Source organism: Streptomyces graminofaciens, assembly GCF_030294945.1.
Taxonomy (GTDB): Bacteria; Actinomycetota; Actinomycetes; order Streptomycetales; family Streptomycetaceae; genus Streptomyces; species Streptomyces graminofaciens.
In genome coordinates this window covers 6198010-6217516 of record NZ_AP018448.1, presented here as the reverse complement: position 1 = coordinate 6217516, position 19507 = coordinate 6198010, and the positions used below count along the sequence as shown (strand labels likewise).

At 71.3% G+C, this 19507-nt stretch carries 16 protein-coding genes and 1 pseudogene; 12 read left to right on the top strand and 5 right to left on the bottom strand.

From position 1 onward, the window contains the following. The first annotated feature begins 26 nt into the window (after nucleotides 1–26). Nucleotides 27–908 (top strand): formyltetrahydrofolate deformylase, encoded by an 882-nt coding sequence (gene purU / locus SGFS_RS26670; RefSeq protein WP_286254022.1) that lies wholly within the window; start codon nucleotides 27–29, stop codon nucleotides 906–908. Between the two features lie 147 nt (nucleotides 909–1055). On the opposite strand, the gene SGFS_RS26665 is transcribed toward purU, so the two are convergent. Then, the gene (locus SGFS_RS26665) at nucleotides 1056–2579 is read right to left on the bottom strand and encodes a zf-HC2 domain-containing protein (RefSeq protein WP_286254020.1); all 1524 of its coding nucleotides are present in this window, start codon (nucleotides 2577–2579) and stop codon (nucleotides 1056–1058) included. After that, nucleotides 2576–3157, bottom strand: a complete 582-nt coding sequence (locus tag SGFS_RS26660; RefSeq protein WP_286254018.1) for a sigma-70 family RNA polymerase sigma factor — start codon at nucleotides 3155–3157, stop codon at nucleotides 2576–2578. Before SGFS_RS26660 ends, SGFS_RS26665 begins: the two co-directional genes overlap by 4 nt. Before the next feature lie 424 nt (nucleotides 3158–3581). Between SGFS_RS26660 and SGFS_RS26655 the strand changes: the two genes are divergently transcribed. Together SGFS_RS26655 and SGFS_RS26650 are read left to right on the top strand one after the other, a co-directional pair. Continuing rightward, nucleotides 3582–3974, top strand: a complete 393-nt coding sequence (locus tag SGFS_RS26655; protein ID WP_286260075.1) for an STAS domain-containing protein — start codon at nucleotides 3582–3584, stop codon at nucleotides 3972–3974. Nucleotides 3975–4151: 177 nt separating this feature from the next. Further along, nucleotides 4152–4664 carry an EF-hand domain-containing protein gene (locus SGFS_RS26650; RefSeq protein ID WP_286254017.1) on the top strand — a complete coding sequence of 171 codons (513 nt, stop codon included), beginning with the start codon at nucleotides 4152–4154 and terminating at the stop codon, nucleotides 4662–4664. A 16-nt stretch (nucleotides 4665–4680) separates the two neighbouring features. On the opposite strand, the gene SGFS_RS26645 is transcribed toward SGFS_RS26650, so the two are convergent. Further along, on the bottom strand, nucleotides 4681–6180 hold the full coding sequence (locus SGFS_RS26645) for a class I adenylate-forming enzyme family protein (protein WP_286254015.1): 1500 nt from the start codon (nucleotides 6178–6180) through the stop codon (nucleotides 4681–4683). Nucleotides 6181–6265: 85 nt separating this feature from the next. Here SGFS_RS26645 and SGFS_RS26640 point away from each other — a divergent pair, with 85 nt between their 5' ends. The 4 genes from SGFS_RS26640 to SGFS_RS26625 all read left to right on the top strand — a co-directional run bounded on the left by SGFS_RS26640 (nucleotide 6266) and on the right by SGFS_RS26625 (nucleotide 10507). Next, complete coding sequence (locus SGFS_RS26640; protein WP_286254014.1) at nucleotides 6266–7462, top strand: amidohydrolase family protein; 1197 nt, start codon at nucleotides 6266–6268, stop codon at nucleotides 7460–7462. Then, entirely contained in the window at nucleotides 7462–8595 is a 1134-nt protein-coding gene (locus SGFS_RS26635; RefSeq protein WP_286254013.1) for an acyl-CoA dehydrogenase family protein, read from the top strand. The genes SGFS_RS26640 and SGFS_RS26635 overlap by 1 nt, the downstream gene beginning before the upstream one ends. Nucleotides 8596–8603: 8 nt before the next feature. After that, entirely contained in the window at nucleotides 8604–9476 is an 873-nt protein-coding gene (locus SGFS_RS26630; protein WP_286254012.1) for an acyl-CoA dehydrogenase family protein, read from the top strand. A 503-nt stretch (nucleotides 9477–9979) separates the two neighbouring features. After that, on the top strand, nucleotides 9980–10507 hold the full coding sequence (locus SGFS_RS26625) for an ATP-binding protein (RefSeq protein WP_286254011.1): 528 nt from the start codon (nucleotides 9980–9982) through the stop codon (nucleotides 10505–10507). Between the two features lie 579 nt (nucleotides 10508–11086). Here SGFS_RS26625 and SGFS_RS26620 read toward each other — a convergent pair. Continuing rightward, a complete protein-coding gene (locus tag SGFS_RS26620; protein WP_286254009.1) occupies nucleotides 11087–12031 on the bottom strand; it encodes a cyclase family protein in 945 nt (314 codons plus the stop codon). Between the two features lie 103 nt (nucleotides 12032–12134). Between SGFS_RS26620 and SGFS_RS26615 the strand changes: the two genes are divergently transcribed. The 4 genes from SGFS_RS26615 (at nucleotide 12135) to SGFS_RS26600 (ending at nucleotide 16919) form a co-directional block, all read left to right on the top strand. Then, complete coding sequence (locus SGFS_RS26615; RefSeq protein WP_286254008.1) at nucleotides 12135–13052, top strand: SDR family NAD(P)-dependent oxidoreductase; 918 nt, start codon at nucleotides 12135–12137, stop codon at nucleotides 13050–13052. A gap of 155 nt (nucleotides 13053–13207) precedes the next feature. Next, on the top strand, nucleotides 13208–14362 hold the full coding sequence (locus SGFS_RS26610; protein ID WP_286254007.1) for an acyl-CoA dehydrogenase family protein: 1155 nt from the start codon (nucleotides 13208–13210) through the stop codon (nucleotides 14360–14362). Further along, entirely contained in the window at nucleotides 14362–15411 is a 1050-nt protein-coding gene (locus SGFS_RS26605; protein WP_286254005.1) for a Zn-dependent alcohol dehydrogenase, read from the top strand. Before SGFS_RS26610 ends, SGFS_RS26605 begins: the two co-directional genes overlap by 1 nt. 80 nt (nucleotides 15412–15491) lie before the next feature. After that, nucleotides 15492–16919 carry an MFS transporter gene (locus tag SGFS_RS26600; protein ID WP_434028075.1) on the top strand — a complete coding sequence of 476 codons (1428 nt, stop codon included), beginning with the start codon at nucleotides 15492–15494 and terminating at the stop codon, nucleotides 16917–16919. Here SGFS_RS26600 and SGFS_RS26595 read toward each other — a convergent pair. Next, a pseudogene (locus SGFS_RS26595) lies at nucleotides 16860–17864 on the bottom strand (GlxA family transcriptional regulator); the annotation flags it as partial. The gene SGFS_RS26600 and the pseudogene SGFS_RS26595 sit on opposite strands and share 60 nt — an antisense overlap. Nucleotides 17865–17934: 70 nt before the next feature. On the opposite strand from SGFS_RS26595, the gene SGFS_RS26590 reads away from it, so the two are divergent. Continuing rightward, nucleotides 17935–19314: an MFS transporter gene (locus SGFS_RS26590; protein WP_286254004.1), complete on the top strand. Its 1380-nt coding sequence runs from the start codon at nucleotides 17935–17937 to the stop codon at nucleotides 19312–19314. The last annotated feature ends 193 nt before the right edge of the window (nucleotides 19315–19507 follow it).

Genomic DNA, 19507 nt, shown 5'->3' with positions numbered 1-19507 from the left:
CCTGTGGACGTGAGACCCTGTCCTGCATGACTGAGCAGTCCACTGGAGCCGCGGTGCCCGCCGAGCAGTACGTCCTGACCCTCGCCTGCCCGGACAAACAGGGCATCGTGCACGCCGTGTCGAGCTACTTGTTCATGACCGGCTGCAACATCGAGGACAGTCAGCAGTTCGGCGACCACGACACGGGCCTGTTCTTCATGCGTGTCCACTTCTCGGCCGAGGCGCCGGTGACGGTGGACAAGCTGCGGGCGAGCTTCGCGGCGATCGGTGACTCCTTCCACATGGAGTGGCAGATCAACCGGGCCGACGAGAAGATGCGCATCGTCCTGCTGGTCAGCAAGTTCGGCCACTGCCTGAACGACCTGCTGTTCCGGGCGCGGATCGGGGCGCTGCCGGTGGAGATCGCGGCGGTGGTGTCCAACCACACGGACTTCGCCGAGCTGGTGGGGTCGTACGACATTCCCTTCCACCACATTCCGGTGACGCGGGACACGAAGGCGGACGCGGAGGCGCGGCTGCTGGAGATCGTGCGCGAGGAGGATGTCGAGCTGGTGGTGCTGGCGCGCTATATGCAGGTCCTCTCCGACGACCTCTGCAAGCAGCTCAGCGGCCGGATCATCAACATCCACCACTCCTTCCTGCCGAGCTTCAAGGGCGCGAAGCCCTACCACCAGGCGCATACGCGGGGTGTGAAGCTGATCGGTGCGACGGCGCACTATGTGACGGCGGATCTCGACGAGGGCCCGATCATCGAGCAGGAGGTCGAGCGGGTGGGCCACGGGGTGACCCCCGAGGAGCTCGTCGCGATCGGCCGCGACGTGGAGTGCCAGGCGCTGGCGCGGGCGGTCAAGTGGCACGCCGAGCGCCGGATCCTGATGAACGGTCGCCGGACGGTCGTCTTCGCTTAGCCGCGGGCAGTCGTGCCGCTGGGGCGGCACGGGTGAGCCCAATGGCTCGGGGGTGCGTGTGGTGTCGCGGCTGCGGGTGCGGCTGCGTTGTGGTTGCTCGCGCGGTTCCCGGCGCCTCTGAAAGATCCGGGGCGCGGGTCGGTTCAGCTACATCCGGCTCAGCGACGCCGCCGCGAACAACACGTCCTTGATCGCCTGGCGGTCGCCTCCCTGGCCTGCGGCCGCCTCCTCCGGGGGGACGTGGCCCGCGGCCAGGCGGCAGAATTCGACGCCGTCCAGGGCCACGTGGGCCACCTCGTGCTCGGCGGAGCCCGCGGCCGCGGGGGAGTCGAGGGGGATGAACCACTCGCCGCCGCCGGAGCCCTCGATCTCCAGCCGCAGGCTGCGCCCGGGTGCCCCGGCCGGCACCAGATGGCGGCCCTCCGCGGGCGGCGGCGCGAACCCGCCCCGGCGGCGCTCGGCCAGCGCGCCGGGCAGCATCCGTGCCGCCAGGTCGATCATGCCGTGCAGATGCCGTGCCGAGGGCGCCTCGTAGGGGTAGTCCACCGCCTCCGCGATGTCCTCCGCATGGATCCAGCATTCGAACGCCCGGTCGAGCATCGCGTCCCGCAGCGGCAGCGTGAAACCGCCGTACGGGACGGCCAGGCGCCCCGAGCCGTCGGAGTCGCCGTCCGTGAACGACGTCGTACGGACGATCGTGTGGCTCTGCTCCCGCCAGGGCACCCGGATCGCCCGGGTCGGCGGATAGTGCGACGCCTTCCAGTACGCCTCCGTGCGCGCTTCGGGCGTCGTCGCCTCGGGCGCCTCGTCGAGCGGGCCGATCGGGTCGTCCAGGCCGAGCGCGACCGCCACGATCCCGTCGACCGTCAGCAGGTGGGCGATGACCCCGGCGACGGTCGTACGCCGGCTCACCGGGCCCTCGCCCTCGAACCACCGCAGCCGCACCGGAGCGTGCCACTCCGCGTCGCCGATGTCCTGGAGCAACGCGTCCAGCCGGGCGGTCTCCGCGTCGTACGGGGCCGCCCAGCGCGGTACGGGGATACGGGCGGGGCGGCGGCCCAAACAGTTCTCCAGGACCTGGGTGCGCAGGGACGGGTCGAGGTCGAGGCTCTCGGGCGGGTGCAGCAGGCCCACGGCCTCGCGCAGCCGCCGGGCCTCGTCGGCGCAGGAGCCGCACGAACCGAGGTGGTCCTCGACGGCCAGTGCCTCCTCCGGCGAGCAGGCCGCCAGGGCCCAGGCGCCGAGCAGAGCCTTGAGCACCCGGTGCTCCAGCACGAGCGGCACGAGTGCCACCGGCGGCGGATCGGGGAGGGGGCCGAGGGGGCCCGGTTCGGGCAACGGCAGCCCGGTGTCCTCGACGGAGGCCCGTGGCAGCGGGATGCGGGGCGGTCCTCCGCCGGCCTCGGAGCCGCCCCCGTCCCCGCCCGTGCCTCCGCCTCCCGCACCTCCTGCGCCGCCTCCCGCCGAACCACGGTCGCCGCCGCCATCGCCGTCGTCGCCATCACCGGCGTCGCCTCGTACGTCGTCGGAGCCCGAAGCCCGGCCCGAGTCGCTCGGGTCCCTGTCCCGCTCGAAGCCGTCCCGGGGCGCCGGTACGCCCGTGCCGTGCCCGTACGGCTCCCGGTCCTCCCCGTCGTCGTACGCCTCGAAGCGGTCCGCGCCCCCGTTCACACGGCACCGCCGTGTTCGGGCGGGGCGCCGGAGGAGCCCGTGTCGTGGGCGGTGGAGAGGAGTTGGAGGCCGAGGCGGAGCCGGCGGCGGGCCTCGTCCGCCGTGACGCCGAGGTCGGTGGCGGTCTGGCGGTAGTCGCGGCGCTCGAAGTACGCCAGTTCCAGGGCGGCGCGCAGGGGCGCCGGCATCGCCTGGACTATGTAGTCGGCGCGGGCGGCGACCGAGGCGCGGTGGACCTTGCGCTCCAGGTCCTCGCTGGTGCCGGTGCCGCCCCGGGCGAGCGCGGCGGTCTCGGTGGCGCGCAGGCGCTGCACGGCCAGGCGGTGGGTCAGCGCGGCGACCCAGGAACGCAGGGGGCCCTGCTTGGGGTCGTACGCCTCGGGGTTCTCCCAGATCCGGAGGAACACCTCGCGGGTGAGGGAGTCGGCGGCGGGTTCGTCACCGAGGACGCGGTGGGCGAGGCCGCGCACGAGCGTCGCGAACCGGTCGTACAGCTCGCCGAGGGCGGCCGCCTCGCCGTGGGCCAGTCGTTGCTGCATCCTGCGGTCCCAGCGAGGCGGTGCGTCCTTCGTCGGCATACGGCTCCCTCACCCCCTGGTCGTACTGCGCCGTTCCTGGTGTCGGCCCGTGTGTGTCGTGTGTGTCCAGCCTGAGTGCACTGCCTTCTCGAATGTAGTCGGCACCGCCGACCGCGCACGCCCCTTTGTGGCATTGTGCGCCCCTCACAAGTCCAAAGGTGGTAGGGCACTTCACCCCTTGGGGCACTCTCTCGTGGTCGCCTGCCCTGCATGAAGGCGACCACACCTGGCCCGTATTCGCTCTCTTGATGATCAGTATGTGAGCACGCGTGACCGTAGTCGATTGAAATCGCACCGAAAAGGCCCGTGAAATGGCTCGCTTGGCACGGTCCCTCGCTCGCCGGCGGGTGTTTCATGGAACGAGGGCGGGGCAGCCGCGCAGCAGGAAGTGGTGCAGTAGCTTCCGGTTCGGCGACTGAGAGGCATCGCGGTGGCGTTCGAAGTGACCGACGACGAGCAGGGTGACTGGGCCGTGCTGCGGGTGTCGGGGGAGATGGATCTGGTCACCTCACCGGTGCTCCGTCAGCGGGTGCACAGAGCGGTGGCCGACGGCCGGCGAAGTCTCGTTCTCGACCTCTCGGCGGTCGTCTTCTGCGACTCCAGCGGAGTGGGGGTGCTCATCGCCACCCGTAGGCTCATGCGCTCCTGCCGGGGCCGGCTGCGGCTGATCCTGCCGCCGGACGTGCGGCCGGGCGGCGGCCCGTCCGACGGCGCGCACGTCAACCGCGTCCTCGCAGCCCTCGGCGTCCGCCGCCTCTTCGACGTCCACCCGGACGTCACCTCGGCGGTGGCGGAGGACGATTCCCTCTCCGCGTGACACCCCGGAAGCCACACTGTTGTTTCAGGATTCCCGCAGTCTTGGTACAAGCGCCGCTTTCCCGCCCGCCGAGGGCCCCCGACGTCGTACGCTCCGACGCAGACGTACCGCCAGGTATGTCAGACGCAACTGACGGACGAGACGCATCTCTCTTCACGTAAGGCGGGCCTGAAAGACATGGTCAGCAGCGAGTACGAGCACAGGATCGCCGCCCGGTTCGCCACCTTCGACCAGGACGGCAACGGCTATATCGACCGCGAGGACTTCAGCGCGGCGACCAAGGCGGTGCTCGCCGAGTTCGGCACCACCGCCCGGTGCGACAAGGGCCAGGCCCTGTACATCGGTGCGGAGGCCTTCTGGCAGGGCATGGCCGGGATAGCGGACCGGGACGGCGACCAGCGCATCACCCGGGACGAGTTCGTGAACGGCGCGGTCAAACGGCTGCGCGACAACCCCGACCGTTTCGCCGAGATCGCCCGCCCCTTCCTGCACGCGGCCCTCGCCGTCGCGGACACCGACGGGGACGGCTCGGCCACCGTGGACGAGGTCGCCCGCGTCATCAAGGCCCTCGGCGCCCCCGAGCACATCGCCTCCTCGGCCGCGGCCGCCCTCGACGCCGACGCCGACGGCAAGGTGAACGAGACGGAGGTCGTGACGGCGTTCGCGCGCTATTTCACGGTTCCCGAGTAGCCGCTCCCGCGGCAGCTCATGAATAGCGTTCCCTCAGCTTGTACTTGAGCACCTTCCGCAGGGTGTCGTTGCGCGGAAGGGCGTCCACCACCTCCAGCCGCTCCGGCAGCTTGTGGACGGACAGCCCTTCAGCGCGCAGATGGTCGGTGACCTGCTTCAGCGTCAGGGGGCCGGCCCCCGGCGGCTGCTCGACCACCGCGCACACCAGCTCCCCGCGCTCGGCGTTCGGCAGCCCGATGACGGCCACGTCGCCCACCGCCGGATGCGCGGCCAGCAGGTCCTCGATCTCCTTCGCCGAGATGTTCTCCCCCTTGCGGATGATCACGTCCTTCAGCCGCCCGGTGAGCACGAGGTGCCCGCTGTCCGTCACCCGCCCCAGGTCACCGGTGCGCAGGAACCCGTCCTCGTCGAAGGCCGCAGCGGTCTGCGCCGGGTCCAGATACCCCTGGCAGACGGCCTCACCGCGCAACCGCACCTCCCCGCCCTCCGCGATCCGTATCTCCATCCCCGACGGCGGCCGCCCCTCGGTCGTCGCCAGTTGCTCCGCCGTGTCGCCCGGCGACCCCATGGTGATCATCGGCACCTCGGTCATGCCGTACCCGTGGGTGAGCTGGACGCCCATCTCGCGTACGACCGCGTGGTAGACCTCCGGCGGCTTCGGTGCCCCGCCGCCCGCGAGGAGCCGTAGCGAGGGCACGACCGGGGACCCCGGCTGTCTGCGCTGCTCGGCGAGGAACATCGAGTAGAACGCCGTCGACCCGCCCGCCACCGTCACCCCGTGCCTGCGGTAGCCGTCCAGCGCGGCCGGCAGCGCGAAGTGCTCGAACAGCACGGCCGGGAAGCCGTACAGCAGGAGCATCACCATGTAGTCGGGGCCGCCTATGTGGGCGTAAGGGAAGGCGATCGAGCCGACGTCGGACGCCGTGAGCCGTAGCGCGTGGGCGAGGCAGGAGCCGCCCGCGATCAGCGAACGGTCCGTGTGGAGGACGCCCTTGGGGTCGGAGGTGGTGCCCGAGGTCCAGTAGATCCAGCGGACGGTCGTGCCGTCGGCGGGTGGTGGGGGCAGTATGCCCGCGTCCCCTTCGGGCAGGCGGTCGTACGCCTCGAAGACGCCCTTGGCGCCGAGCCGACGTGCCATCTCCGTGTGGTCGAAGTCCCGCCAGGTCCCGGGTACGGCGAAGAACTCGGCCTTGGACTCGCGCAGCGCGAAGCCGACCTCGCGGTCGCGGTAGAAGGGGATGACCGGTGACTGCACGGCGCCGAGGCGGGCCAGGGCGAAGGACAGCACGGCCGTCTCGATCCGGGTGGGCAGCTGCCAGGCGACGACCGTGCCGGGGCGGACGCCCAGGTCGTGGAGGCCGGCCGCGACGCGTTCGGCACGCGCGCGCAGTTCCCCGAAGGTCAGGGAGCGGTCGTCCTGGAGGAGGACCGGGCGATCGGGGGTGAGGTCGGCGCGGCGGGCGAGCAGGTCCCACAACGTCGGCGCGGAACTCAGGGAGTTCGGGGTCTCGTTCACGGCCACCCCTCCTTGGCTGACGACTCGTCAGATGCGATGCTATCTGACGGACCATCAGATCGATACCGTCCGGCGGAGGGGACCCATGACGACCGAACTGCCCCGCATCATCAGCGTCGACGACCATGTGATTGAGCCCGCGCATCTCTTCGAGACCTGGCTGCCCGAGAAGTACCGCGAGCGCGGGCCGCAGGCCCTCACCGCCGGGATCGGGGAGCTCGCGTACGTCGCCGGGAAGTACCAGATCACGATGGATCCGGAGGGGCAGCCGACCGACTGGTGGATCTACGAGGACCTGAAGTTCCCGTACAAGCGGAACATCGCCGCCGTCGGTTTCGACCGGGACGAGATGACGCTGGAGGGGATCACCCGGGAGGAGATGCGGCGCGGCTGCTGGGACCCCAAGGCGCGGCTCGCGGACATGGACCTCAACCACGTCGAGGCCTCCCTCTGCTTCCCCTCCTTCCCGCGCTTCTGCGGGCAGACCTTCGCCGAGGCGCACGACAAGGAGGTCGCGCTGGCCTGTGTGCGCGCCTACAACGACTGGATGGTCGAGGAGTGGTGCGGCGACAGCGGCGGCAGGCTCATCCCGCTGTGCCTGATCCCGCTGTGGGACATCGACCTCGCGGTGGCGGAGATCCGCCGGAACGCGGCCCGGGGCGTGCGCGCGGTCACCTTCTCCGAGATCCCGACCCATCTGGGGCTGCCGTCCATCCACTCCGGTTACTGGGACCCCTTCTTCGGGGTGTGCGAGGAGACCGGGACGGTGATCAACATGCACATCGGGTCCAGCTCCCAGATGCCCGCCGCCTCACCGGACGCGCCCCCCGCCGTCCAGGCCTCCCTCTCCTTCAACAACGCGATGGCGTCGATGATGGACTTCCTCTTCAGCGGGGTCCTGGTGCGCCACCCGCGCCTCAAGCTGGCGTACAGCGAGGGCCAGATGGGCTGGATCCCGTACGCCCTCGAACGCGCCGACGACGTCTGGGAGGAGCACCGCGCCTGGGGCGGCGTCCGCGATCTGATCCCCGAGCCGCCGTCCACGTACTACTACCGGCAGATGTACTGCTGCTTCTTCCGGGACAAGCACGGGGTCGCGTCCCTGGACGTGGTCGGCCGGGACAACGCCACCTTCGAGACCGACTATCCGCACGTCGACTCGACCTTCCCGCACACCAAGGAGGTCGCCCTCGACCATGTGAAGGGCCTCGACGACGAGACGGTCTACAAGCTGATGCGCGGCAACGCGATCCGCATGCTCGACCTGGACTTCGACAAGTAATGGACCTCGCCCACACCCCGGAGGAGGACGAGTTCCGGGCGCGGCTGCGGGAGTGGCTGGCGAAGGCGCTGCCCTCGCTGCCGCCGAAGCCGTCGCCCGACGACTGGCCCGGACGGCGCGCGTACGACCTCGGCTGGCAGCGGATGCTGTACGACGCCGGGTACGCCGACGTCCACTGGGACGCCTCGCCGACCACCCGGTTGATCTTCCTGGAGGAGACGGAGAAGGCGGGCGCGCCCTATGTCGGCGCGAACTTCGTGGGCCTGCTGCACGCCGGGCCCACGATCGCCGCCGAGGGCACGGCCGGGCAGCGGGCCCGGTGGCTGCCGCCGATCCTGCGCGGCGACGAGGTCTGGTGTCAGGGGTTCAGCGAGCCGGACGCCGGGTCGGACCTGGCCTCACTTCGCACGCGTGCCCGTAAGGACGGTGACCACTATGTGGTGAGCGGTTCCAAGATCTGGACCTCCCACGCCGAAGTCGCCGACTGGTGCGAGTTGTTGGTCCGCACGGACGGGGACGCCCCCAGGCATCGCGGGATCACCTGGCTGGCCATGCCCATGGACGCGCCCGGCGTGACCGTACGGCCCCTGCGGACCCTCGCCGGTTCCACCGAGTTCGCCGAGGTCTTCCTCGACGAGGTGCGGGTCCCGGTGGCCAACCGGGTCGGGGAGGAGAACGACGGCTGGCGCGTGACCATGGTGACCCTGTCGTTCGAGCGCGGTACGGCGTTCGTGGGGGAAGTGGTGGCCTGTCGGCGCGTGTTGGGCGAGGTCGCGCGGGAGGCGCGGGCGAACGGGCGTTGGGACGACCCGGCCGTACGCCGTCGGCTCGGGCGGCTGAACGCCGAGTTCCGTGCGCTGTGGCGGCTGACGCAGTGGAACGTCAGCGAGGCGGAAGCCAGTGGTGGAATGCCCGGTGTCGGGGGTTCGGTTTTCAAACTGAGGTACTCGCGCGCGCGTCAGGAGCTGTACGACGCCGCCGCCGAGGTCCTGGGCGCGGCCTCGCTCGACCTCGACCGCCGCTGGGTCCTCGACCGGCTGTCCTCCCTCTCGTACACCATCGCGGCCGGGACCTCCGAGATCCAGCGGAACATCGTGGCCGAGCGGATCCTGGGCCTGCCGAAAGGGCGGTGATCTCTTCGATGCGTTTCCAACCGACGGAGGACCAGCTGGCGTTGCGGGCCGGGGTGCGCGGGCTGTTGGAGCGGCGCTTCGGGCGGGACGCGCTGCGGGCGGCAGTGGACTCGGGAGGGCTCGACCGCAGGCTGTGGCGGGAGCTGGGCGAGGCCGGGTTCTTCGCGTTGCGCCTGCCGGAGGCGGAGGGCGGGGTCGGACTCGGGCTGCCGGAGGCCGTGTTGGCGTTCGAGGAGGCGGGCCGTGCCCTGCTGCCGGGACCCCTCGTGGCCACGCATCTCGCGGCCGGCACCGTACCGGGGGCCGCCACCGGGGAGACCGTGGTGACCGCCGTGCACGGCGGGCTGGTGACGTGGCTGGACGGGGCGGACGTCGTACGGGGGGACGCGGCCGGGGCCGTACCGCTCAGGTCGGTGGATCCTCTGACGCCGCTGCACCGGGCGGCGGTCGCGGGTGCGCCGGACCCGTTGTTCATGCTGCTGACGGCGGCCGAGCAGCTGGGGACGGCCGGGCGGGCCGGTGAGCTGGCGGTGCGATACGCGCGGACCCGGGAGCAGTTCGGGCGGCCGATCGGGGCGTTCCAGGCGGTGCAGCGGCTGTGTGCCGAGTCGTTGGTGCGGGTGGAGGTGGCGCGGGCCGCGGTGTACGCGGCGGCCGTGACCGCCGACCCGGTGGACATGGCGGCGGCCCGGCTGCTCGCCGACGAGGCGGCGGTGCGCGGGGCTCGTGACTGCCTCCAGGTGCACGGCGGCATGGGGTTCACGTGGGAGGCCGACGTACACCTGTGTCTGAAGCGTGCGTGGGTACGGGCCCAATGTGGTGGATCGGTGACGGAGAGTGAGGAGCTGTTGGCGGGTGATCTATTGGGGGAGCCGGCCTGAATGCCGCTGAACAGGAGCTTCGATGGGGCGGGCGGGTCGTTGCCGGGTGAATGTCACGGAACGTGGCATACCGGAATTACCGAGCGTTGATACCGGGTTGTGTCCTAGGTGTGACTTGTCACGGCCTGGAGTCGTGAGTGCGCTCCGGTACCTTCTGGGGGATGCGAGCGGATTCGGTGTCGAGCCCGTCCGGTGTCGCCCCCGTGGCGGCCCCCGGTTTGGCGATGCGCGCTGCTCGCACGATGGGTCGGAGTGGTGATCCGGCCTGTTCGACTCCCCGCAATGAGCGTCGCACAGTATGCCGCATGCGTACTCCTTCGCGCTGGAATATGCCCGAAGCGCTTGTTGGGGTGACTGTACGTCAACCATGCTGTCTTGTAAGGGGATCACGTTCCGTGATTCCGGTGCCGACGACGGTGGAGTCGGCCAGGCAGAAGACGACCACGATCGCGGCCCTCGCACGGTGCGAGGCGATGTGTCCGCCGGTTCGGATGGTGTGAGCGGTGCAGGTGCTTCAAGTGCAGCTGGAGATCCGGCCCGACCCCACAGAGGTGGGTGGCGCCCGGAGATGGGCCCGTTCACGGCTCTCCGGGTCGGGGATAGGGCCCGATGAACCCCTCGTCGAGACATTGATCCTGCTCGTCTCCGAGCTGGTCACCAACGCCGTGGTCCACACCGGCCGCCCCGCGGTCCTGCGACTGCTGCTGTCCGGTGGCCGTGACGGCTCCGTCAGCACGGTCCGGCTGGAGGTCGTCGACGCGAGTACGTGTCCGCCGGCCCCGCGCTGCGCCGAGGGCGACGAGACGGGCGGCCGCGGTCTGGCGCTCGTCGAGGGCCTCGCCGACCGCTGGGGCTGGAGCCCCGAGGGCGTCGGTAAGCGCATCTGGTGCGAGCTGGACCGGTGTGCGCCGGGGGCGTCGGGTGCGGGGGCTGTGGCGGCGCCCGGGATGTATCCGGCGAGTGCCGGGGTGCCCACGGGTGTGGGGATCGCGGTGGTGGCGCGCGAGGGGTTCGCGTTCGGGGCGGTGTAGGGCGGCTGGGGTCCCTCGGGCTCGGGGCCCGGGGCTCGGGTTTGCGTTGTCGGCCGTACTGCGCGTCGTGGGCTGGGCTTGCGTCGTGGGCTGGGCTTCGCGTTGACGGCGTGCCGTCTGCCGTCTGCCGTCTGCCGTCTGCCGCGCGCACCGCGCACCGCGCACCGCGTACTGCGTACGGCGTGCGGCGTGCGGGGTCGCTCTGCTTGTGTGCGGTTCGCGACGCGCGCGCCTGCGCGCTGGTGCACGAGCCTGAACATCGCTCTGGGCGGGGCTGATCCGGTGCGCCCGGATGTGCTTCCGTACGCGCCGTCATAAAACCGACCCATGGGGGCAAATCCCCGAAGTGGTGTTGACGGGTCGTGTCCGTTTGATCACGCTTGTGTTCAACGATTCGCTGCGAGGGGACGCCGAGGGCTTCGGTGACGGAAGTCCTCGGCGAGTGTGGGTCGTGTTCCGGCGTCGGCTCCCGACAGGGCCCAGGGAGCCAGGGGTGGGAACGCCGGAGCCGGATGGCGGCGCGCACGCGTGGGGGAGGCGCGCCGCCAGCCGACTCGCACGGGGCGGGGGTCCGGGTCCCTACAGGATGGCCACCGGTGCCACGGGTGTTCCCGTGCCGCCGACGAACGGCTCGGGCATCGCCGACAGCAGGAAGTCGTAGCCGCCGGTTTCTCCACAGGCTGTGGACAACTCTTCGAGATTCCAGTTCTGGCCCTGTGGCATCCCCATCTCGACCAGGTCCAGGGCGTGCACAGGCAGCCACAGGTCCTCGATCTCCGGCGGGAAGATCTCGAACGTCATCGTGTCGTTGGCGACGGCGGCCACATCGCGCGCGTGGAACCACTCCGGCGTACGCAGCGACAGCCCCGGCGACGGGAACGCGTACGCGTGCTTGTCCCCCGCGAGGAGGGCCTGGACCTGCCCCGTGCGGACGAGCACGATGTCGCCCGCGCGAACGCGGGTGCCCGCCAACTCCTCCGCCGCGTCCAGGTCTTCGGGGCTGATCGCATGGCCGCCGGGCAGCCGGTCGCCGGCGCCGAGGCCCAGGGCGCGGGGGATGTCGAGGAGGACGCCGCGCGAGACGATGTGCCGTGCCTTGTCGATCCCGGCGAAGGTGGCACCGCCGTGCGGGGTGATCGTGTCCGCCGGGCGGCCGTTGTAGATGCGGCCCGAGTGCGAGACATGGGTGAGGGCGTCCCAGTGGGTGGCCGCCTGGAGCCCCATGGTCACGGCGTCGTCGCTGCACGCGACCGTGCCCGGGCCGAAGAGCTCCTGGTTGATCTGCACCATGACATGGAGCGGGTTGACCCGGCCCGGAAGCATCCCCGTCTGCACGCCGTCGTGTTGGAGGGGGAGGGCGAGCGGGACGCGCCGGCCGCTTCGGACGGTCGCGGCGGCCTCGCGTACGACCTCGTCGGTGATCAGGTTGAGGGTGCCGATCTCGTCGTCCGCGCCCCAGCGGCCCCAGTTGTTGACGCGCTTGGCTATGTCGCGGAACTCCGGATGAAGGGTGGGTAGTGACATCGGCCCTCCCGGGGCTTGTGGGACTGCGTCTGACGGGTCGTAGAATCCGAGTTGGGAAATCTAACGGTCCGTCAGAAACTGCGGTGAGGGGAAGGGGTCGTCGGTGGCGAACTTCTTGGCAGGCAAGGTCGTGGCCGTCACGGGAGCGGGACGCGGGATCGGCCGGGCGGTGGCTCTCGCGGCGGCGGCGGAGGGGGCGCGGGTCGTCGTCAGCGACTACGGGGTGTCCGTGGACGGCGTTTCGCCCACGAGTGAAGTCGCCGAGGCCGTGGTCAAGGAGATCGAGGCGGCCGGGGGTGAGGCCGTCGCCGTCGCCGACGACGTGTCGACGATGGCGGGCGGGCAGCGGGTCGTGGACGTGGCGCTGGCGTCGTACGGGCGTATCGACGGGGTGGTGTGCGTCGCCGGGATCCTGCGGGAGCGGATGCTGTTCAACATGTCCGAGGAGGAGTGGGACCCGGTGGTCGCCACGCATCTCAAGGGCACGTTCACGGTGTTCCGGGCTGCGTCGGCGGTCATGCGTCGGCAGAGGGCCGGCACCTTGATCGGTTTTACGAGCGGGAACCATCAGGGGTCTGTTTCGCAGGCGAACTACAGCGCGGCGAAGGGTGGGGTCATTTCGCTGGTGCGGAGCGCCGCGCTGGGCCTGCACAAGTACGGGGTGACCGCGAACGCGGTGGCGCCGGTCGCCCGTACGCGGATGTCGGCGGGAGTGCCGATGGAGCTGACGGAGATCGGTGAGCCGGAGGACGTGGCTGCGGTGGTCGTGTATCTGCTGTCGTCTCGGGCCTCCGAGGAGGGGATCACCGGGCAGGTGTACACGATCGCGGGCCAGAAGCTTGCGGTTTGGGCGCAGCCGCGGGAGCTGCGGGCCGCGTATGCCGAGGGCGGTTGGACACCGGAGCGGGTCGCGGAGATCTTGCCGGGGTCGGTGGGGGTGGATCCGATGCCGATGCTTGAGCGGGTGGAGGCGATGGGGAGGGCTGCGGCGGCTGGGGAGCGGCCGAACGCGGGCGCCTGACAGCTCGGGGGTGCGGGGTGCGGGGTGCGGGGTGTGGGGTGTGGGGCGGGTGTGGGTGCGTTGTGGCTGGTCGCGCAGTTCCCCGCGCCCCTGAAAGATCCGGACTGCGCGACTCCGGTTGTTCGGCATCCGTAGCGGTTCACCGTGGAGGTGGCATGGACTTCGGGTTCAGCGAAGAGGACGAGGCGTTTCGGGGCGAGGCCAGGGCTTGGCTGGAGGCGGCCCGTGGCGGCGGTGTCTCGGATCGGCGCGCCTGGGAGCGCAGGCTCGGTGCCGCCGGGTGGATCGGGCTGGGTTGGGATGAAGGCGGGTACGGCAACCGCACCGCCACGCTCATTCAGCAGGTGCTGTGGGCCGAGGAGTACGCCCGGGCCGGTGTACCCGCCCGGTCGGGGCACATCGGGGAGAAGCTGTTGGCGCCGACCCTCATCGCGCACGGCAGCGAGGAGCAGAAGCGGCGCTTCCTGCCCGCTGTCGCGCGGGGCGAGGAGCTGTGGTGCCAGGGGTACAGCGAGCCGGGGGCCGGTTCCGATCTCGCCGGGGTGAGTACCAGGGCCGAGCGCGCGGGCGACGGGACGTACCGCGTCACCGGTCAGAAGATCTGGACCTCCCTCGCCCATGAGGCCGACTGGTGCTTCGTGCTGGCCCGTACGGAGGAGGGCTCGCGGCGGCACCACGGGCTGTCGTTCCTGCTCGTACCGATGGATCAGCCGGGGCGCGTCGAGGTGCGGCCGATCCGGCAGATGACCGGGACGAGCGAGTTCAACGAGGTGTTCTTCGACGGGGCACGCGCGCGCGTGGAGCACGTCGTGGGGGGTGAGGGGAACGGGTGGCGGGTCGCCATGAGCCTGCTCGGGTTCGAGCGGGGGGTGTCCACCCTTGCCCAACAGATCGGTTTCGAGCAGGAGTTGGGGCTCGTCGTACGAGCGGCCGTGGACAGTGGTGCCGTGGCGGACCCCGTCGTACGGGAGCGGCTCGTGCGGCAGTGGGCCGAGCTGCGGGTGATGCGGTGGAACGCGCTGCGGACGCTGGGGGGTTCGGGGGAGCCGGGCGCGCCCAGTGTGGCCAAGCTGCTGTGGGGGCGGTGGCACCGGCGGCTCGGGGAGCTGGCCATGGAGGTGCGGGGCGCGCGGGCGGCCGTGGGGCCGGAGGACTGGTCGGCCGGCGCGCCGTACGTGCTCGATCCGTTGCAGCAGCTGTTCCTGTTCAGCCGGGCCGACACCATCTACGGCGGTTCGGACGAGGTGCAGCGCACGATCATCGCCGAGCGGGTGCTCGGTCTGCCCAGGGAGCCCAAGGGGGTCGTTTGATGCGCGGCGTGGTGTTCGACGGGAAGCGGGTCGAGGTCGTGGGCGACCTGGAGGTGCGGGAGCCAGGGCCCGGTGAGGTGCTGGTCGCGGTGGCTGCGGCCGGGCTCTGTCACAGCGATCTGTCAGTGGTGGACGGGACCATTCCCTTTCCTGTGCCGGTGGTGCTCGGGCATGAGGGCGCGGGGGTCGTCGAGGCGGTGGGTGCGGGGGTCGCCCATGTCCGGGTCGGTGACCATGTGGCCCTGTCCACGCTCGCCAGCTGCGGTGCGTGCGCCGACTGCGGCCGGGGGCGGCCGACCATGTGCCGTCGGGCGATCGGGCGGCCGGGGCAGCCGTTCTCCCAAGAGGGGCGTCCCGTCTTCCAGTTCGCCTGCAACTCCGCGTTCGCGGAACGGACCGTGGTGCGGGCGGTGCAGGCGGTACGTGTCCCGGAGGACATCCCGATGGCGTCCGCCGCGCTCATCGGGTGCGGGGTGCTGACCGGGGTCGGCGCCGTGCTCAACCGGGCGAAGGTGGATCACGGGGACAGTGTGCTCGTGATCGGTACGGGTGGGATCGGGCTCAATGTTCTGCAGGGCGCTCGGATCGCGGGTGCGTCGCGGATCGTCGCCGTCGACGCCAATCCGGCGAAGGAGGCGGTGGCGCGGCAGTTCGGGGCGACCGACTTCCTGACGTCGACCGAGGGGGTGCGGGATCTGCTGCCGACCGGGGTGGACCACGCGTTCGAGTGCGTCGGGCGCGTGGAGCTCGTCCGGCAGGCGATCGACCTGCTGGACCGGCACGGCCAGGCGATCCTGCTCGGGGTGCCACCGGCCGGGGCCGAGGCGTCGTTCGCCGTCGCGTCCATGTACCTGGACAAGTCGATCCTGGGTTGCCGTTACGGCTCGTCACGGCCGCAACGGGACATCGCGCTGTACGCCGAGCTGTACCGGGACGGGCGGCTGCTCCTCGACGAGCTGGTGACGCAGACGTATCCGGTGGAGGAGTTCGAGCGGGCGGCGGCGGACGCGGAGGCGGGGAAGGTGGCTCGGGGGGTGTTGACTTTCTGAGGTCGGGAGCCGATCCGAAGTTGTCCGCAGGGCTGGATATTCGCTGACGCGTTGTCGGTGCCACCGCCTACCGTCATCGCATGACCTACCGAGACGTCGCCTCCAAACAGGTCCTGATCTGGGCCTGCACAGCCGTCGCCTCCCGTATGCCGGTCGCCATGGCGCCATTGGCCCTGGTCTTCCTGGTACGGGAGCGGCCCGGCGGCTACACGCTGGGAGCGGCGCTCGCGGCGGCCTATGTGATCGGCGAGATCATCTGTGCCCCGGTGCTCGGGATGCGGTTGGACCCGGCGCACGGCCGCCGCCATCTGGCCGCCGGGCTCGTGGGCGGGACCGTGGGGTTCGTGGGACTCGGCGTGCTGGCCGACGCGCACCCCGTCGTGCTGGCGGCGTTCGCGTTCCTGGCCGGTGCGGCCCCGGCGGCGGTCGCCGGTGGTCAGCGGGCGATGCTGACCTCGCTCGTCCCGGAGCGGGCCGTGGCGCAGGCGCTGTCCGCCGAGTCGATGCTGATGTCCGGGGTGTGGGCGGTCTCCCCGGTCGCGGTCGCCGGTCTCGCCCTCGGTGTCGCGCCGCGCGTGCCGCTGCTCCTCGCGGCCGTCCTGATGGCGGCGTCGGTCGCGGGCATGTGGCTGCTGCCCGCCGGCTGGGACAAGGGGGAGCAGGACGGGCAGACGGACCGGTCGAAGCTCCGTGTCCTGATACGCGCCTGGCCGGTGTACGTCACGGGCGCGGCCAGCCTCACCCTGCTCGGCCTGACCGAGCTCACCCTGCCCGCCCTTCTCGAACAGCGTGGCATCGCCGTCGGCTGGTCCGGCCCGATGCTGGCGGGCCTGGCGGTCGGGGCGGGGCTGGGGGCGTTCGTGTACGGCCTCAAGCCCTGGCCGGGGCGGCTCCGCGCGCGCAGTGTGGTGCTGATGTGCGGCATGTCGGTCTTCGTGACCCTCGCCGCGCTGATACCCGGCGCGGCCGGAATCGCGGTCGCCCTCGTCCTCGCGGGCACACTGCAGTCGGGCGCGCTGATCACCCGCAACCTGTCCCTGCGCGAGGCCGTGCCGCCGGGCGCGGTCGCCGCCGGGTACTCCGTGATGTACGCGGCGGCGGGCGCGGGTTACGCGGCTACGGGTTCCCTCGCCGGAGGTCTTCTCCAGGTGGTGGCGCCGTCCACGGCCGTTCTGGCCGGCGTGCTGGTGACGCTGCTGCTGACGGGGCTCGGCTGGTGGGGGGAGGTTCGTCGTGACGGCTCAAGGGCGGGTGTGGGGCTGTGCGTTGGTCTCGGCACCGCCGACGATCTGGGTACGGCTGTCGATCCCGGAACGGCTATGGATCCTGGTGCCGCCGGTGGTCTCGGTACTGCTGTCGATCCCGGTGCCGCCGGTGGTCTGGGTACGGCTGGCGACTTCGGTGCCGCCGGTGAGATCGGGGCGGCTGTCGACCTCGGTGCCGGCCGCGGCCCCGGCCCGGAAGGTGCGCCGATAGCTGGTCGGTGTGACTCCGAGCGCTGCCTGTAGGTGCTGTCGCATCGACTGGGCCGTGCCGAAGCCCGCGTCGTGGGCGATCTGGTCCATGGAGAGGTCGGTGGACTCCAGGAGGTGACGGGCACGTTCGACGCGTTGCCGGGTGAGCCACTGGCCGGGGCTGATGCCGGCCTCCTCGCGGAAGCGGCGGGTGAAGGTGCGCACCGACATGGACTCCTGCTCGGCCATGTCGCGGAGCTGGATCGGTTCGTGCAGGCGGCCCAGCGCCCAGGCGCGCGCGGCGGTGGTGGTCGCTGTCTGCGGCTCGGGAAGGGGACGCTGGATGTACTGGGCCTGGCCCCCGTCACGGTGCGGCGGTACGACCGTGCGCCGGGCCACGTCGTTGGCGACCGCCGTGCCGTGGTCGCGCCGTACGAGATGCAGGCACAGGTCGATCCCGGACGCCACGCCGGCGGAGGTCAGGACGTCCCCGTCGTCGACGAAGAGGACGTCCGCGTTGACCTTGATCTTGGGGAAGAGGCGTTGGAAGTGCTCGGCGTGGTACCAGTGCGTGGTCGCCGGGCGGCCGTCCAGATAGCCGGCGGCGGCCAGGAGGTAGCCGCCGGTGCAGATGGAGACGAGGCGGGTGCCGGGGCGGATGTGGGCGAGGGCGGCGGTCAGTTCCGGGGTGAGGACCCCCTCCTCGTACACGGGTCCCAGCTCGTACGAGGCCGGGACGACGACCGTGTCGGCGGTGGCGAGGGCCTCCGGGCCGTTCGGGACGAGGATCGCGAAGTCGGCGTCCGTCTCCACCGGGCCCGGCGGCCGGATCGAGCAGGTGACGATGTCGTACAGCGGCTGTCCCCCCGTGTCCCGGGCCTTGCCGAAGATGCGCTGCGGGATGCCCAGCTCGAAGGGGAGCAGGCCGTCGAGGGCGAGGACGACGACGCGGTGGCGGGCGGAGGGGGCGGCCTGCCGGGCCGCGGCATCCGTGGGCAGGGCCCGATCCTAGCGAAGGCTGTCTTTTCGGCCACTCGCGCGTCGGTGGTGATGGCTTGAAGCTGATGGCATGAAGCAGGCAGCCGCATCGCACACCGGGCCCACGGATCAGGAGTCGACCGCTCAGGAGCCAACCGCTCAGGAGTCGACCGCTCAGGAGCCCACGGACCACCGCGCATCCCGGTCTCTTTCCGGGGTCCACCGGGCCTGGTTCGTCGCCGCTGTCACCTTCGTGACGATCACCGGCGCGGCGGCCTTCCGGTCGTTGCCGGGGCTGCTCATCGACCCGCTGCACCAGGAGTTCGACTGGTCGCGCGGCACGATCTCCGCGGCGGTCTCGATCAACCTCGCGCTGTACGGCCTGACGGCACCCTTCGCCGCCGCGCTCATGGACCGCTTCGGCATCCGGCGCGTGGTCGCGTTCGCCCTGGTGGTGATCGCGCTCGGCTCGGGTACGACGGTGTGGATGACCGCGGCCTGGCAGTTGATGCTCTGCTGGGGCCTGTTGGTGGGCCTCGGCTCCGGTTCGATGGCGCTGGCCTTCGCGGCGACGGTCACCAACCGCTGGTTCACCGAGCGGCGCGGCCTGGTGTCGGGCATCCTGACCGCCGCCTCGGCGTCCGGGCAGCTGATCTTCCTGCCGTTGCTGTCCTGGCTGGTCGACGAGTACCGCTGGCGCCCGGCCGCCGTCACGGTCGCCCTCGCGGCCCTGACCGTCGTCCCCTTCGTCTGGTTGCTGCTGCGCGACCACCCGGCGGATGTGGGCCTGAAGCCGTACGGGGCGAAGGAGTTCGTGCCGAAGCCGGCGCCGGTGACGGGGGCGGCCCGCCGTGCGCTGAAGGTGCTGTTCTCGGCGGTGCGCACGGGCCCCTTCTGGCTGCTGGCCGGCACCTTCGCGATCTGCGGCGCCTCCACGAACGGCCTCGTCCAGACCCACTTCGTGCCCGCCGCCCACGACCACGGCATGCCCATCACGGCCGCCGCCTCGCTCCTCGCGGTCATCGGCGTCTTCGACGTCCTCGGCACGATCGCCTCCGGCTGGGTCACCGACCGTTTCGAGCCACGCCGACTGCTGGCGGTGTACTACGCGTTCAGAGGCATCTCGCTGCTCTTCCTCCCCATCCTGCTCGCCCCCTCGGTGCACCTCCCGATGGTCTTCTTCATCGTCTTCTACGGCCTCGACTGGGTCGCCACGGTCCCGCCGACCATGGCCCTGTGCCGTGCGCACTACGGCGACGACAGCGCCATCGTCTTCGGCTGGGTCCTCGCCTCGCACCAGCTGGGCGCCGCCCTCGTGGCCTTCCTCGCCGGCGCCGCCCGCGACACGTTCGGCTCGTACGACGTCGTCTGGTACGCCTCCGGGGCACTGTGCGCGGTGGCGACACTGATGGCACTGGTGATCCGGCGGCCACGTGTCAGGGGGGTGCGGCCGGCGGCAGCGGGGCACTAGTCGTCGTTTCTCATGGCTCTGGTGGGGGCTCGGTGGCTGTCGGAAAGCAGCTCGTCCAGCAGCGTGTCGAAGAGGTCCTCCGCGAAGGGCTCCCGAGAGCGCAGTAGCTCCTCGATCGCGGGCTGCTGCGCTGCCGCGCTGCTGTCGATTCGGCCGGCCCGTTGTGGAGTCGCCCCAGAGGGTTGCCGCGAGG

Bases quoted from the DNA above. Each gene is read 5' to 3' on its own strand.
- purU (WP_286254022.1), top strand. From the start codon at position 27: ATGACTGAGCAGTCCACTGGAGCCGCGGTGCCCGCCGAGCAGTACGTC.
- SGFS_RS26660 (WP_286254018.1), bottom strand. From the start codon at position 3,157: ATGCCGACGAAGGACGCACCGCCTCGCTGGGACCGCAGGATGCAGCAA.
- SGFS_RS26650 (WP_286254017.1), top strand. From the start codon at position 4,152: ATGGTCAGCAGCGAGTACGAGCACAGGATCGCCGCCCGGTTCGCCACC.
- SGFS_RS26640 (WP_286254014.1), top strand. From the start codon at position 6,266: ATGACGACCGAACTGCCCCGCATCATCAGCGTCGACGACCATGTGATT.
- SGFS_RS26635 (WP_286254013.1), top strand. From the start codon at position 7,462: ATGGACCTCGCCCACACCCCGGAGGAGGACGAGTTCCGGGCGCGGCTG.
- SGFS_RS26630 (WP_286254012.1), top strand. From the start codon at position 8,604: ATGCGTTTCCAACCGACGGAGGACCAGCTGGCGTTGCGGGCCGGGGTG.
- SGFS_RS26620 (WP_286254009.1), bottom strand. From the start codon at position 12,031: ATGTCACTACCCACCCTTCATCCGGAGTTCCGCGACATAGCCAAGCGC.
- SGFS_RS26610 (WP_286254007.1), top strand. From the start codon at position 13,208: ATGGACTTCGGGTTCAGCGAAGAGGACGAGGCGTTTCGGGGCGAGGCC.
- SGFS_RS26605 (WP_286254005.1), top strand. From the start codon at position 14,362: ATGCGCGGCGTGGTGTTCGACGGGAAGCGGGTCGAGGTCGTGGGCGAC.
- SGFS_RS26600 (WP_434028075.1), top strand. From the start codon at position 15,492: ATGACCTACCGAGACGTCGCCTCCAAACAGGTCCTGATCTGGGCCTGC.
- SGFS_RS26590 (WP_286254004.1), top strand. From the start codon at position 17,935: ATGAAGCAGGCAGCCGCATCGCACACCGGGCCCACGGATCAGGAGTCG.